The sequence below is a fragment of the Demequina sp. NBRC 110054 genome (genome assembly GCF_002090115.1).
Classification (GTDB): Bacteria; Actinomycetota; Actinomycetes; order Actinomycetales; family Demequinaceae; genus Demequina.
In genome coordinates this window covers 725,618-739,034 of sequence record NZ_BBRK01000004.1, presented here as the reverse complement: position 1 = coordinate 739,034, position 13,417 = coordinate 725,618, and the positions used below count along the sequence as shown (strand labels likewise).

The 13,417-nt window shown below is 69.8% G+C and carries 13 protein-coding genes; 7 read left to right on the top strand and 6 right to left on the bottom strand.

Going from position 1 to position 13,417, the window contains the following annotated elements; translation table 11 throughout:
- Positions 1 to 37: 37 nt before the first annotated feature.
- A complete protein-coding gene (locus tag B7K23_RS03370; RefSeq protein WP_084124994.1) occupies positions 38 to 2,515 on the bottom strand; it encodes a lysylphosphatidylglycerol synthase transmembrane domain-containing protein in 2,478 nt (825 codons plus the stop codon).
- Positions 2,516 to 2,614: 99 nt separating this feature from the next.
- Positions 2,615 to 3,421 (bottom strand): CPBP family intramembrane glutamic endopeptidase, encoded by an 807-nt coding sequence (locus tag B7K23_RS03365; protein ID WP_084124993.1) that lies wholly within the window; start codon positions 3,419 to 3,421, stop codon positions 2,615 to 2,617.
- Positions 3,422 to 3,524: 103 nt separating this feature from the next.
- On the opposite strand from B7K23_RS03365, the gene B7K23_RS03360 reads away from it, so the two are divergent.
- The 3 genes from B7K23_RS03360 to B7K23_RS03350 all read left to right on the top strand — a co-directional run bounded on the left by B7K23_RS03360 (position 3,525) and on the right by B7K23_RS03350 (position 5,826).
- On the top strand, positions 3,525 to 4,205 hold the full coding sequence (locus B7K23_RS03360) for an MOSC domain-containing protein (RefSeq protein WP_159451297.1): 681 nt from the start codon (positions 3,525 to 3,527) through the stop codon (positions 4,203 to 4,205).
- Positions 4,206 to 4,315: 110 nt separating this feature from the next.
- Positions 4,316 to 4,867 (top strand): RNA polymerase sigma factor, encoded by a 552-nt coding sequence (locus tag B7K23_RS03355; protein ID WP_084124991.1) that lies wholly within the window; start codon positions 4,316 to 4,318, stop codon positions 4,865 to 4,867.
- Entirely contained in the window at positions 4,867 to 5,826 is a 960-nt protein-coding gene (locus tag B7K23_RS03350) for a hypothetical protein (protein WP_084124990.1), read from the top strand. The genes B7K23_RS03355 and B7K23_RS03350 overlap by 1 nt, the downstream gene beginning before the upstream one ends.
- A 94-nt stretch (positions 5,827 to 5,920) precedes the next feature.
- Here B7K23_RS03350 and B7K23_RS03345 read toward each other — a convergent pair whose 3' ends face one another.
- Complete coding sequence (locus tag B7K23_RS03345; RefSeq protein ID WP_159451296.1) at positions 5,921 to 6,559, bottom strand: NPCBM/NEW2 domain-containing protein; 639 nt, start codon at positions 6,557 to 6,559, stop codon at positions 5,921 to 5,923.
- Here B7K23_RS03345 and B7K23_RS15630 point away from each other — a divergent pair.
- Complete coding sequence (locus tag B7K23_RS15630) at positions 6,552 to 6,773, top strand: hypothetical protein (RefSeq protein ID WP_159451295.1); 222 nt, start codon at positions 6,552 to 6,554, stop codon at positions 6,771 to 6,773. The two genes, B7K23_RS03345 and B7K23_RS15630, sit on opposite strands and share 8 nt — an antisense overlap.
- Before the next feature lie 245 nt (positions 6,774 to 7,018).
- Here the strand turns inward: B7K23_RS15630 and B7K23_RS15625 are convergent, their stop codons facing one another.
- Positions 7,019 to 7,189, bottom strand: coding sequence for a hypothetical protein (locus tag B7K23_RS15625; protein ID WP_159451294.1), 171 nt, complete (start codon positions 7,187 to 7,189; stop codon positions 7,019 to 7,021).
- Positions 7,190 to 7,344: 155 nt separating this feature from the next.
- On the opposite strand from B7K23_RS15625, the gene B7K23_RS03340 reads away from it, so the two are divergent.
- Positions 7,345 to 8,883: an HNH endonuclease signature motif containing protein gene (locus B7K23_RS03340; RefSeq protein ID WP_084124988.1), complete on the top strand. Its 1,539-nt coding sequence runs from the start codon at positions 7,345 to 7,347 to the stop codon at positions 8,881 to 8,883.
- Between the two features lie 139 nt (positions 8,884 to 9,022).
- On the opposite strand, the gene purB is transcribed toward B7K23_RS03340, so the two are convergent.
- Together purB and B7K23_RS03330 are read right to left on the bottom strand one after the other, a co-directional pair.
- Positions 9,023 to 10,432, bottom strand: a complete 1,410-nt coding sequence (gene purB, locus B7K23_RS03335; protein WP_084124987.1) for an adenylosuccinate lyase — start codon at positions 10,430 to 10,432, stop codon at positions 9,023 to 9,025.
- A 112-nt stretch (positions 10,433 to 10,544) separates the two neighbouring features.
- Positions 10,545 to 10,937 carry a phage holin family protein gene (locus B7K23_RS03330; protein WP_159451293.1) on the bottom strand — a complete coding sequence of 131 codons (393 nt, stop codon included), beginning with the start codon at positions 10,935 to 10,937 and terminating at the stop codon, positions 10,545 to 10,547.
- Between the two features lie 206 nt (positions 10,938 to 11,143).
- Between B7K23_RS03330 and hisC the strand changes: the two genes are divergently transcribed.
- Together hisC and B7K23_RS03320 are read left to right on the top strand one after the other, a co-directional pair.
- Entirely contained in the window at positions 11,144 to 12,223 is a 1,080-nt protein-coding gene (hisC, locus tag B7K23_RS03325) for a histidinol-phosphate transaminase (protein WP_084124985.1), read from the top strand.
- Between the two features lie 167 nt (positions 12,224 to 12,390).
- A complete protein-coding gene (locus B7K23_RS03320; protein ID WP_234996402.1) occupies positions 12,391 to 13,416 on the top strand; it encodes a glycosyltransferase family 2 protein in 1,026 nt (341 codons plus the stop codon).
- The last annotated feature ends 1 nt before the right edge of the window (position 13,417 follow it).

The following is a 13,417-nucleotide window of genomic DNA, read 5'->3' as shown; positions in this document are numbered from 1 at the left end:
CGGTCCGGTCTGGGTCGTGGCGCCCTGATCGACCGCGCTACACCTCGCCCTTCTTCTGCAGATAGTTCATCGCGAGGTAGCCCAGCGGGATGCGCAGCCAGTAGGTGATGAGCCTGTAGATCACGACGACGGACGACGCGACCGCGAGCGGCACGCCCGCACCGGTGAGACCACCGGTGAGCGCGATCTCGACGGCGCCGAGTCCGCCGGGCGTGGGGACCAGCGCGCCGACCGCGTTCCCGAGGAAGAACAGCACGGCGACGTCGACCACGGCGAGGTTCCACCCGAACGCCTCGAGCGCGGACCAGAAGGCGCCGACGTAGCCGACGGTGAGCAGCAGGTTGCCGCCGAGGCCAAGGGCCAGCCTCCAGGGCTGTCCGAGCACCTGGCTCAGCCGGGGCCACGTCTGCCGCAGCATCGGCATCACACGGGCCGCGGCCAGGGACCGCACTTTCGGGACGGTAAGCGCGAGGGCGATGACGCCAGCGACGACGGCCACGCCGATGAGCACCGAGGTGCTCGGCAGCTGGGCGAGGGTGCCCTCAGAGCCGGTCACGAGGGACAGCGCCACGAGTCCGACGACCGTCACGACCACGCCGGAGACCTGGACGAGCGCCACGGTCGCGACGGCGAGCGGCGACGGCACCTTGCGCTTGGTGAGCATGCGCATGTTCAGGGCAGCGGGTCCGACACCGGCGGGCACCGCGATCGCGAGGTACGCAGCCGCGACCTGCACGAGGATCGCCCTGCCCCACGGCAGCTTGACCGGGCTGAACGCGATGAGCGCGAGTCCGGCGCCCACGAACGTGAGGAGTGCCCACCCGAACGAGGCGAGCAGCCACCACAGGTTCGCCTCGGCGAGGGCGGCGACCACGGACTGCGTGTTGAAGGAGGCGAGCACGATCGCCGCGGCGACGACGCCGAGGAACAGCGTGAGCACGGTGCGCCAGCCGAAGCGCTGGATGTTCTCGGGCTCGATCTCCACGCCGGGCAGGCGCTCGATGATCTCGGAGCGGACACCCTGCAGCGCGTGGGTGTGCGCGGCGCGCAGCGCATGCCTCGTCGAACGGGGCAGGACGATCATCTGCAGCAGCGGCGCGACCTGCTCCATGTCGGCGTCGCTCATCGCCCTGAAGGCCGAGTCGACGGCGCGCTCGGGGCCGACCAGGGGCGCGATGAGCCCGAGGGTCTGCGCCAGGTCGATGCGCCTCGCGAGCGTCGAGGTCGCGACCTCGCCGAGCTCCCAGCTGGTGAGCCAGACGACGGGATCCGACGCATCGTCCGTGCTGACCAGCACCGTGTCCGCCGACATCGCGCGGTGTGAGATGCCTGCGTCGTGCGCGTGGCCGATCTGCTGCCAGATCGCGTCGAGCAGAGTGTCGGTGATCTCCTCCGCGGGCACCTCGGACAGCGGTCGCACGCCCGTCGGGCGCTGGTAGACCAGGAGCATCGTGTCGCGCACATGGCTCATGCCCAGCACGCGTGCCGTCCGGACGCCCGCATTGCGCGCGGCATGAGAGACCAGGGCAGTCGCCTCTGCGCTGTGCCTGAGGGACACGTCCGCGCGAGTGTCGATCCCGCGCAGCCGCAGGGTGTTCCAGAACTTCGCCAGGAAGCCCGCCGCGTGACGGTCGCCGTCGAGCGCGACGACGAGGAGGTGGTGGTTCTCCTTGGTGGTCAGCGAGTAGACGCGGCCCTGGCGGGTGCGGCCCATCGCGGCGGACACCTCGTCGAGGTCCACGGCCGCGAACTCGTCGCGGACATCCGCCCGCACGAGCGCCTTGGGCTCGAAGCCCGCACGTCTGACCCCCTCGACGAGCGCCTCGCCGTACGCGCGGTCGGCCGTCGAGCCGATCGACCAGCGCAGCAGGAGTCCCGTGGCCCGGCCGATGAGGACCGTGACCAGCGCGGCGGGCAGCGTCACGATCGAGGAGATAACGGCCACGGCGATCGCGGCCCACACGAGGTTCCACGACCACGACAGGATGCGGCGGCTCGAGCGCATGCCGGCGGCGGTCAGCATCGCCGCGACCGCTGCGATGTAGGCGGGGAGCGAGACGACGAGCTCGCCCTCGTCGTTCGGGATCGACAGCGAGTTGACGAGCTCCTCGGCGCCGAAGTAGATGGTCGTGACCGCGGCGATGACGGTCGCGAGGAACGCGAGCAGCGAGGCGCCCATCATCTCGAGGATGCGGCGGGGCTCACGGCGGACCGCCATGTCGATGATCACGATGGTCGGGATCACGAGCGTGACGATGCCGGAGAAGATGTTCACCGGGGCGACGAGCAGGCGCTGGAGCACGCGGGCGAATCCGCTGACGTCCGACGTGATGCCCTGCGTGGTGCCGGTGGCGTACGCGCCGATCAGCAGGACTAGGACGATCCCGAGCAGCGTCGCGATGAGCGACAGCAGGTCGGTGAAGCGGTGGACGCGCTCCTCGGGGGTGTCGACGATGCGTACCTGCGCACGAGCGGCCGGCTTCTCCGGCTGGTCCACAAGTGCGTCGGCGGCCATGGAGCGAGTCTAGAGGGGAGCCCCGGAACCAGGGGCCTCGGTGTCAGGAAAGGTGCGGGCGCGTCGTCCGTCGTCCGTGTCCCGTGGCGGGCGCGGCGCCTACTGGAGACCGAGCCACACGAGCCACGACTCGGGCGCGACCTCGGGGCCGATGAACGCGACCGCGTCCATGAGCAGATGCGCCGCGATGAGCGGGCCGAGGCGGCCGCGACGGACGTAGACGTAGGCGAAGACGACGCCCATGACGACGTTTCCGAGCGCCATGGGCCAGCCCTGATAGAGGTGGTACGCGCCGCGCAGCAGGGCCGAGGCGAGGATCGCGGCCGGGATGCCCCATCGGAGGTCGCGCAGCCGGGTGACGAGGTAGCCGACGGCGACGACCTCCTCGAGGATCCCGACGCTCGCGGCCGACAGCAGCAGGATCGTGGCCGACCACCACTCGTCCGGGAGGCCAGAGGTGTTGATGGTGATCGTCTCGCCGAGCGCGCGGCTCACGGTGTAGAGCGCGATGCCGGGGAGGCCGATGATCGCCGCGATGCCGAACGTCCAGCCCACGTCCCCGCGGACCGCCGACCACGGGCCGGTCAGGCCGAGGGTGCGCCACGCGGACCGGCCGCGATCCGAGAAGAGGTAGAAGACCAGCAGCACGGGCATCAGGCGGAAGCCGATCACCATGAGCTGCTGGACGAGGTCGATCCAGGCGACCGAGGACGTCGAGGTGTTGAGCGTCGAGGAGGTCGTGGAGAGGTCGACCTCCTTGACGTAGTACTCGATGAACTGCGTGATCGCGTACGCCGCGGACTGGCCCAGCGACAGGCCGAGCACGATCGCGATCTCCCACTTGAGGCGGCGGGGGGACGGGCCTGCGTCGGTGGGGGCGACGGCGGCTGCCGGGCTGTCGGTCATCACGCTCACTGTAGTGACGGTTGCTGGGAGGTTGCCGGGAATCCTGTGCCGTCTCCGTCACGTCGCGACGAGAGGACGACGACTCGCCGCATACAGTGGCCGCATGCGAGTCGTGTCGATCCGCCGGTACCCCGTGAAGTCGATGGCCGGGGAGGACCTCCACTCCGTGCCGCTGGACGCGCGCGGGCTCGTCGGGGACCGCGCGTGGGCCGTGCGCGACGCGGACTCGCGCCTCGCCTCGGGCAAGAACACCAAGCGGATGGTGCGTCGCGACGCGGTCTTCAGCTTCGCTGCCCGCACCTGGGAGGGCGCGGTGCTCGTGAGCGACGGGACCTCGGAGTGGACCGCCGGTGCGCTCGACCTCGACGCCGCGCTCTGCGACGCGATGGACGACGACGTCGCGATGGCGCCCGAGACCGACGTGCCCCACTTCGACGACGGTGCGGTGTCGCTCATCGGCACCGCGACCCTCGACTGGTGTGCGCGCGAGCTCGACGTCGACGCGGACCCTCGTCGGCTGCGCGTGAACCTCGTGGTCGAGACGGACGAGCCGTTCGTCGAGGAGACCTGGTTCGGGCAGCGCATCGTGGTCGGCTCCGCCGTGCTCGCGCCGGTCGAGCGGATCGAGCGGTGCCGGACGATCGACCTCGCCCAGGACGGCGTGCTCGAGCGGACGCGATGGCTCAAGGGCCTCGGCGCCGAGCGCGACCTCAGGGCCGCCGTGTACTGCGACGTGGCGACGCCCGGGACGCTCACCGTGGGGGACGCGGTCTCGGTCGGCTGACGCCCGCTCGCCCTGCCGACCCAACGTTTCGCGTATGTCGCTCCGTTGACGGGGTGAGGATGCTGGGATCAGGCGGGGTGTGACGGCCCGGCCCGTGGGGAGGGACATCGATGGCGCGCTGGGAGCCGATGCTCGACGAGGTGATGCGCGAGCGCGCGCCTCGCCTGCTCGCCTACGCGCGCCTGCTCACCAGGGACGATGCGGAGGCCGAGGACGTCCTTCAGGACGCCTTGGTGAGGGCGTTCTCGCGGGGCCGGTCGTTCCCGGACGTCGATCGCGCCGAGGGCTACGTCCGTCAGGCCATCCCGAGCGTGTTCATCGACCGCTACCGGTCCCAACGTTCTCTTGCCGCGGCATATGAAAGGCTCGCGGGTCGCGCTCCTGCCTCTGGTGAAGAGCGGGACCACGCCGTCGTCCTGGACGTGCGCGCCGCCCTGGCCGAGCTGCCCCCGCGCGAGCGCGCCTGCATCGTGCTGAGGTTCTACGACGACCTCACCGTCCCGCAGATCGCGCATCGTCTCCACCTCGCCGAGGGGAGCGTCAAGCGCTACCTGTCCGATGCATCGTCCCGGCTCGCGGGGCTGCTCGGCGAGGAGGTCGAGTGGAAGGGCGAGTCCTCCACCGTGGCCGTCGTGGCGCGGGCCAGGAAGGGAGGTCGGTGATGGACATCCGGACGATGCTGCACGACGAGTTCGAGGACGATGCGTCGCGGTTCTCGTCGTCCGAGTTCGCCTCGGTGCGGGGTGGGGCCGTGGCAGGGCGCGTGCGGCGGCGTCGGCGGGTGCGGGCCGCGGGGTCGGTCGGTCTCGGGCTCGCGGTGGTGCTCGGGGTCGGGGCGGTGGCCTATCCGTCGGTGGATTCTGCTCTCCATCCAGCCGTGGCGCCGGCATGCGTGCCGGCCCCCGACGAGGACCCCGAGTGGTGGACCAACGGCACCGCGGACGGCGACTTCCTGACGGGTGCGGGCCAGCGCGTCACGCTGCGGCTCAGCGAGGAGCGCCTCAGAGTGGCGGAGAACGGAACCGGTTCCGAGCCGCTCATCGTGCCGCTCCACGATCACCTGCTCGAGGGGACGACGGAGAGCGGCGAGACGCTGCACCTCGAGTTCGACTCGGGCACCACGATCGACGTCTCGCTCACCTGGACCGACGATCTCATCGAGATGACGTACGCCCTCGACGGATCGGACGAGGAGGCGACCTTCGGGACCGGTCCCGCGAATCTGGACGAGTTCACGCAGTTCGACCTGACCGATCCGCTGCGGCGCTACGTCTCCTACGCGGGGCGAGAGCAGGACGACGGCAGCCGCACGTGGATCTGGTGGGACCAAGCGGCGAGTGCCGAGGCGCTGACCCTGAGAGTCGACGCGGACGACTCGGTGACGGTGACCTTCGTCGACGGCGCTGTGGAGGAGTTCGACGCAGGCGACGACGGCTTCGCGACCTTCGAGTGGGTCGGCGTGACGACCGTGCAGGTGCTCTACGAGTCCTCGACGCCGACCGTGCACATGGGCGAGGAGGTCTGGGCCGACGTCGATGCCGAGCTGGCCGGGCCTGAGTACTGCCTGCCCGCGTGGGCGACGCCGTCGCCGTCGGCGACTGCCGCATCGTCCATGGACTGAGGAGGCAGGCCCGCCGGCTCACTGGACGCTCGTGGCGGCATGAAGGGCCGCCCACCGGAGCGGTGAGCGGCCCTTCATGCCGTGGCGTCTACCGTCAGGTCGCCGGGTATCCCTTGCAGAGGATCTGTGGCGCCGCGAAGGCCGCGTAGCCTCTGTAGGAGTCGTCCATCGAGGTCATCGTGAGGCGCACCCGGAAGACGCCCGTGGTGTTCTTGGTGAACGATGCGCTCGACCCGACGCCGATCGAGTTGGACGTGTAGACGGTGTTGCCGTCGAGAGCGACCTTGAACCTCACCTTCAGCCCAGAGTCCGACCCGTCGTCGAGCCCGACCCGAGCCTTGATCTTCACGCACTTGTAGGAGAGGTTGTAGTCGGAGTACGAGCCGTTGTCGCTGTAGTAGCTCATGTAGTCGACGATGGCGTTGGAGAAGTAGCGGCCGGCCATGTTCACGTCGTCCTTGTACAGATCGCCGCTGACCTCACGTGGTGCGAGGCCGATCCACTTCCAGAGCGTGATGCTCTTCTTGGCGAGCGAAGGCTTGAGGTTCGCGTTGCCCAGGTACTTGACGCGATAGGTCTGGCTTCCGATGCCTCGAGGCTTGAACTTCAAGGTGTACGTCTTCGTCGACGTCACCTTGGCGCTGTAGCCGGTCGAGACCCACTTCTTGCCCTTCTTGAGCTGGAGCACGACGCGCTTGCCCTTGAGGTTCGCGGAGGTGGTGCCCTTGATCACCGCGCTCGTGCCGCTGACGAATCGGCTCGAATCGGGGTGCTTGAAACTGCTGATGGTGACACTGGTCGTGGCCTTCGTCGACGCCGAGGCGTCGCCGGAGGTGGCGATCAAGGTGCCGACCGCGAGTGCAATGGCCAGTGCCGCTGCAACGACCGCCCTGAAGGCAGGTTCGATTGGACGCGATGTGAACATGAGTCCCCCTGACTCGGTTTAGAGCCCCGCGGACGGGAAGACTGCACCCTCATGGCTTCGCCTCGGCCGCGTCACGTCCCAACCGTGCTGCCAGCGCGCTCAATCGGAAACTAGCAATTCGGATTTTCCGTCACAAGAGGAATATTCCCCATCGTCGAGGACATGGCCCCGGAGCGGCTGAGGCTTCGTCGCGAGCCGCTGATGTCGGTCGCGAGTCGAGGGACGTGTCGTGGGTGGGGTCGCATCGCTCGCGCTCGTCAGAAGGCTCTACCGACGTCGCTGACGCGCCGCGAAGCCGAGCATGACGAGGCAGCTCACCGCGAGGGCCGCGGCGTTGAGCGTGACGGCCGCGTGGACGCCGAGCGCGGTGCCGAGCGCGCCGAACGTGATGCCGCCGAAGGTGCGCGAGCCCTGGCCCGCCATGCCGAACAGCCCCACGGCGCGGCCCCGCTGGTCGGGCGGCGCCTCGAGCGGGCCTTCGGCCGCGCAGGGGAGGGGACGACGCGTCGTCCGCCGGTCTTGGGGTCGTGCCGCTCGTCCCCCAGGGAGTCTGAATTGTCCCGAATGTCAGACCCCAGTGATGGACTGTACCCATGGCAATCGGAACGGCAGAGGTCGAGCGGGTGAGTGCGCAGGTGCATGCACTCGCCCAGCATGACTGCGTCGGATTGCCCGAGAATGAGCTGCTGGATCTGACGGTGGCGATCGCCCGCCTGGAGCGGCTTGTCGGTGCTCTGGGCTCGCGTGTGGCGGGCGAGATCATGCGGTTGTCGGACCCGGATCAGCCCGGTGGTGGGTTCGCGCGCGAGCAGGGGTTCGGCAATGCGGGGGGCCTGCTGTCCAAGGTGCGCGGGGGCTCGTTCAGGAGCGCGCAGAACTCGATGGCCGCAGGGGAGGCGTTCGCTGAGTCTGAGGAGGACGGCGAGCCCGAGGATGAGGGTGCTGGCGTGACACCAGGAGATTCCGGCCCCACGGGCGGCTCGGGTTCGCCCGAGCCCGACGGTGCTCCCGACCCGGAGCCCGAGCCGGAACCCAAGCCCAAGCCGAAGCGGCACAAGTACCCGTACGTTGCTGCCGCTCAGCTCGACGGGAGCCTGTCGACGGATGCGGCGGGAATCATCGTGCGGGGCCTGAACTCGCTGACCGGCAAGGTCGATGGTGTCGCGTTGCGGCGACTCGAGGAGCGCCTGGTGGCTCGTGCGGCGGGCAAGAGCTCTCATGAGGTGGCGAAGATGGTCTCTCGCGCCGTGGCCCGCGCCGATCAGGCCGCGCACGAGGAGCGCGAGAAGAAGAACCATGGCGAGCGCTACCTGTGGTGGAAGCAGGAGAGCGACGGCATGACCGTGATCCACGGCAGGCTGGACGCGGCCACCGCCGCACCGATCATCGCGGTGCTCGAGCAGATGACCACCCGTGACGTCCGCAATCAGGCCCGGCCCGGTGAGGCAGCGGTCGGTGGCGTGGAGGGCGCGAGTGGTGCGACGGGCGAGGGTGCCGGGAGCGCCAGTGCGGGCAGTGCCGGAGCGCGCGCTGCGTCGGCGCAGGTCGACCCCCGCAGCAAGGGCCAGATGCGCGCCGACGCTCTGTTCGCGCTCGCGCGTCACGCCTTGGGCTGCGCCCACACTGCGACCTCTGGCGTGCGGACCACGATGGTGATCCGCATGAACCTCGAGGACCTGCGGTCCGGGGTGGGGCTGGGGAGCATCGACGGCGTCGATCAGCCGGTCTCGATCACTCAGCTGCGGCGCCTCGCGGGCGATGCCGGCGTCATCCCCGAGGTCCTCGGCCGCGACGGTGCCGTGCTGAACCTCGGACGTCAGCAGCGCCTGTTCTCACGCAGCCAACGCGTCGCACTGGCCGAACGCGACGGCGGGTGCGCCAGATGCCATGCCCCGATCGAGCACTGCGAGGCGCACCACATCGATTGGTGGGAGCACGGCGGCCGCACCGACCTGTCGAACGGCGTCATGCTCTGCACGAGATGCCATCACGACACCCACACGCAGGGATGGGGCATCGAGGTCCGTGGCTCGCGGGTGTACTTCGTCCCGCCTGCGTCGCAGGACCCCATCCGGACTCCCGTGCTCGGCGGCGTCGCCGCCCTGGAGCTCGACGCAGCCGCCGCTGCCTAGGTCCACGTCGCTGGGAGAGCTCTGTCTCTACCTCTACACACGGCCGCCCCAGTCCGCCCCAGGCCGCCCTGCGCGAGGACACTCCGGCGCCCGCTACGGCTGTAGCGCCCTGTGTGTCGCGCTCCGGTGAGCTAGCGCTTCAGCGCAGGAAACGATCCACGAGCGTCTCGGCCACGCCGACGTAGCCGCCCGGGGTGAGCGCCGCGAGACGCTCCTTGGTCTCCGTGGGAAGCTCCAGGCCGTCCACGAAGGTGCGGATCGACTGCGCGTCGATCTGCTGACCGCGCGTCAGCTCCTTGAGGCGCTCGTACGGGTTCTCCATGCCAGGCACGCCCGCGATCGAGGCGGCGCGCATCGCCGACTGGATCGGCTCCGCCAGCACCTCCCACGAGGCATCGAGGTCGGCGGCCAGCTGCGCCTCGTTGACGGTGAGGGTCTTGAGGCCGCGGCGCACGTTGTCGATCGCGAGCATCGAGTGGCCGAAGGCCGGACCGATGTTGCGCTGCGACGACGAGTCCGTGAGGTCGCGCTGCATGCGGCTCGTGACGAGGGTGGCGCCCAGGGTGTCGAGCAGTGCCGCCGAGATCTCGAGGTTCGCCTCGGCGTTCTCGAAGCGGATCGGGTTGATCTTGTGCGGCATCGCCGACGAGCCGATCGAGCCCTTGGCGGCGGCCTGCGCGAAATAGCCGAGCGACACGTACGTCCACACGTCGGTCGCGAGGTTGTGCAGGATCCGCCCGAAGCGCGCGACATCGGCGTACAGCTCGGCCTGCCAGTCGTGGCTCTCGATCTGCGTCGTGAGCGGGTTCCAGGTCAGTGCCAGGTGCTCGACGAAGGTGCGCGAGACCTCGATCCAGTCCGTGCCAGGCACCGCTGCCGTGTGGGCGCCGAACGTGCCGGTCGCGCCGTTGATCTTGCCCAGGTACTCCTGGCCGCCGATGCGGTCGAGCTGGCGGCCCAGGCGGTGGGCGAGCACCGCGAACTCCTTGCCGAGCGTCGTCGGCGTCGCGGTCTGGCCGTGCGTGCGCGACAGCATCGGCGTGCCCTTGGCGGAGCGCGCGAGCGCGGCGACATCGCCGACCAGCGCGGTGGCCGCGGGCAGCCACACCTGCTCGACCGCGCCCTTGACCATGAGGGCGTACGAGAGGTTGTTGATGTCCTCCGACGTGCACGCGAAGTGGACGAGCTCGCTCAGCGGCGCGAGCGACGTGCCCTCGATGCGGCGCTTGATGTAGTACTCGACCGCCTTGACGTCGTGGATCGTGACGCGCTCGATCTCGCCGTGCTCCGCGATGCCCGCCGCGTCGAAGTCCGCGGGGATCGAGCGAAGCAGCGCGATCTCGTCGTCCGTGAGGGGGCGCACGCCCGGCACGGCGTTCTTCGCGCACAGGTGAATGAACCACTCGACCTCGACGTGGAGGCGCATCCGGTTGAGGGCGGGCTCCGAGAGGTGGTCCACCAGGTCCGCGACCGCGCCGCGGTAGCGGCCATCGAGCGGCCCGAGGGCGATGGGGGGAGTGATGTCGGCGAGGCGGGTCCAGTCGTTCACGCCGTCATTGTTCCACGGTGTGCGTGGACGACGCTGTGGGTCAACCCCGCATCGTCCCAGTGTGCACGACCCGGGTGGACGCCCTGGGTCGTCCCGTGCCTGGTCCCGTGCGTCAGCGCTTGTCGGCCCCCGGGACGACGGCCGAGAGGATCGCCGTCGTGATCGCGATGACGATCGCGGCCAGGAGGCTCATCCAGAAGTCGCCGATCTCGAGCGTCGCGAACGACACCTGCTCCGTGATCCACGAGGTGAGCCACAGGATGAACCAGCTGATCACCAGGCCGAACAGGCCGAGCGTGAGGATCTTGATGGGCAGGCCGAGCACGTCCAGGATCGGCTTCACGAACTGGTTGAGCACGGTCAGCACCAGGCCGACGAAGGCGAACACCAGCGCGCGGTGCCACCACTCGTCTCCCTCACCACCGATCACGGTCACGTCGAGGGGGAGCAGGGTGACGACCCAGACGGCGACGGCGGTGATGGCGACTTCGAGGAGGAACTTCATGGGCCGAATTCTGGCACGCACGTGTGACGGGGAGATGACCGCGTCGCGGGTCGGCGTGTGCATCTCGGCACGCTGAGGTGGGTGTCGCGACGCTTCCCGGCGACGGGTGGCGGGCTCTGCGGCGCATCCCGCGAGCGTCGACGCCCGGGCGAACCGGGCGCATCGTCGCTAGCGCGGCGATCGCGCAACCTGGCATCCTGGAGACCATGACCACTCCCGCACCCCGTCCCGTGATCGCCTCCCTGCCCCGCTATGTCCCCGGTGCGCGAGGAGCGGAGGACGGCCCGGAGCCCATCAAGCTGTCGTCCAACGAGATGCCGTACGGCCCCCTGCCGAGCATCGTGTCGATCGTCGAGCAGGCCAGCGAGCAGATGCACCGCTACCCCGACATGATGGCGACCGACATCACCGAGGCGATCGCCAAGCACGTCGGCGTGCGGCCCGCCCAGGTGGTCACCGGCGGCGGCTCCGTCGCCGTGCTGAGCCACATCCTCCAGGCGTACACGGGCCTCGGCGACGAGGTGATGTTCGCCTGGCGCAGCTTCGAGGCGTACCCCATCCTCACGCAGCTCGTCGGTGCGACCCCCGTGACCGTGCCGCTCGACGCCGAGTCCCGCCACGACCTCCCGGCGATGGCCGCGGCCGTGAACGAGCGCACCAAGGTCGTCCTGCTGTGCTCGCCCAACAACCCCACGGGCCCCACGATCCACACCGAGGAGTTCGAGAAGTTCATGGCGGCGGTCCCGCAGACCGTCCTCGTGGTGCTCGACGAGGCCTACGGCGAGTTCGTGCGCGACAACGACACCGTCAACGGCACCGAGGTGCTCGAGCGTCACCCCAACCTGGTGCTGCTGCGCACCTTCTCGAAGGCCTATGGCCTCGCCGGCCTGCGCCTCGGCTACGCCGTCGCCTCGGACGAGCTCGCCGCGAACATCCGTACGTGCGTGACCCCGTTCTCCGTGAGCGGCGTCGCCCAGGCCGCCGGCATCGCCTCGCTCGAGGCCAAGGGGGAGCTGCTCGAGCGCGTCGCCGCGATCGTCGCCGAGCGTCACCGCGTGGCCGACGCCCTCCGCGAGCAGGGCTGGACCGTCCCCGACGCGCAGGGCAACTTCGTGTGGCTCGGCGTCCGCGAGGGCACCGACGCGCTCGCTGCGTCGATGGCGCAGGCCGCCCGCCCGCTGCTCGTCCGCCCGTTCGCGGGCCACGGCGTGCGCATCACGATCGGCTCCGCCGAGGAGAACGACGCCCTGATCGAGGCGCTCGCCGAGTATCCCGAGAAGGCCTGACCGGACCGGCTGTCCGCACGGGCGCGAAGGATCTCGCTCCGGTGCCCGCGCTCACCGTGCGCCGCGCACCTGGGGCGTTGCTGCCCGCCACCGGTGCGTGGCGGTCGCACCGCGTAGAATCGTGTGGCGCGTTCGGACCCAAGACGCGCGAGAGGTGAACCGGAACGTTGAACCCCCCGCCCCCCGTGTCCTTCGTGATGCCCGCCCTCAATGAGGAGGCGTATCTGCGCGAGGCCGTCGAGTCGATCCTCGGTCAGCAGGGCGCCATGGTCGACGAGGTGCTGCTCGTGCTCGGCAACTCGACCGACCGCACAGACGAGATCGCGGGCGAGCTCGCGGACGCGGACTCCAGGGTGCGGCTGCTGCGCAACGAGCGGGATGGGATCTCGCGGTCCATCAACATTGCGCTCGCCGAGGCCCGCAACGAGGTCGTGATCCGTGTCGACGCGCACGCCGTCCTGCCCGTCGACTACGCCGCGGTCACGGTCGCGGCGCTGCTCGACAACGGCGCCGCGAACGTCGGCGGCAAGATGCACGCCGAGGGCCTCGACCCCATGCAGCGCGCGGTCGCGTGGGCCTACAACTCCCCGTTCGGGCTCGGCGGCGCGATCTACCACGTGGGTGGCGAGGCCGGCCCTGCCGAGTCCGCCTACCTGGGGGTCTTCCTCCGCGACGCCGTCGTCGGCGTCGGCGGCTTCGATGAGACCCTGCAGCGCGGCGAGGACTGGGAGATGAACCAGCGCCTCATCGCCGCGGGGCACACCGTGTGGTTCGAGCCGCGCGTCGACGTGATCTACCGGCCGCGCCATACCGTGCGCGCCGTCGTGAAGCAGTTCCACGCCTCCGGTCGTTGGCGTGGTGAGATCATCCGCCGCCACCCGACCCTGGGAAGCATCCGGTACTTCATCCCGATGACGCTCGTCGCGGCACTCGCTGCGAGCGTGGTGCTACTCTTGCTGGCGCCAATTCTGGCGGGCGGCACCGGAGCGGTGCTGCTGACACTGGGCCTGGTGAGCCCCGTCGTCTACGGGGTCTTCGTGGCGACTGCAGCGGTGAAGGCTCGGGATATGGGAGCCGCGACCGCCGTGCGCGTGTGCGGTGTTCTTCCCCTGATGCACCTAAGTTGGGGTTGGGGATCCCTCATGGGACTGCTGTTCCCCGTCCGGCGTGAGAACGCCTACGTGGGGCGATAGA

Coding starts and splice junctions, on each gene's coding strand:
- B7K23_RS03370 (WP_084124994.1), bottom strand. CDS start 2,515: ATGGCCGCCGACGCACTTGTGGACCAGCCGGAGAAGCCGGCCGCTCGT.
- B7K23_RS03365 (WP_084124993.1), bottom strand. CDS start 3,421: ATGACCGACAGCCCGGCAGCCGCCGTCGCCCCCACCGACGCAGGCCCG.
- B7K23_RS03360 (WP_159451297.1), top strand. CDS start 3,525: ATGCGAGTCGTGTCGATCCGCCGGTACCCCGTGAAGTCGATGGCCGGG.
- B7K23_RS03355 (WP_084124991.1), top strand. CDS start 4,316: ATGGCGCGCTGGGAGCCGATGCTCGACGAGGTGATGCGCGAGCGCGCG.
- B7K23_RS03350 (WP_084124990.1), top strand. CDS start 4,867: ATGGACATCCGGACGATGCTGCACGACGAGTTCGAGGACGATGCGTCG.
- B7K23_RS03340 (WP_084124988.1), top strand. CDS start 7,345: ATGGCAATCGGAACGGCAGAGGTCGAGCGGGTGAGTGCGCAGGTGCAT.
- B7K23_RS03330 (WP_159451293.1), bottom strand. CDS start 10,937: ATGAAGTTCCTCCTCGAAGTCGCCATCACCGCCGTCGCCGTCTGGGTC.
- hisC (WP_084124985.1), top strand. CDS start 11,144: ATGACCACTCCCGCACCCCGTCCCGTGATCGCCTCCCTGCCCCGCTAT.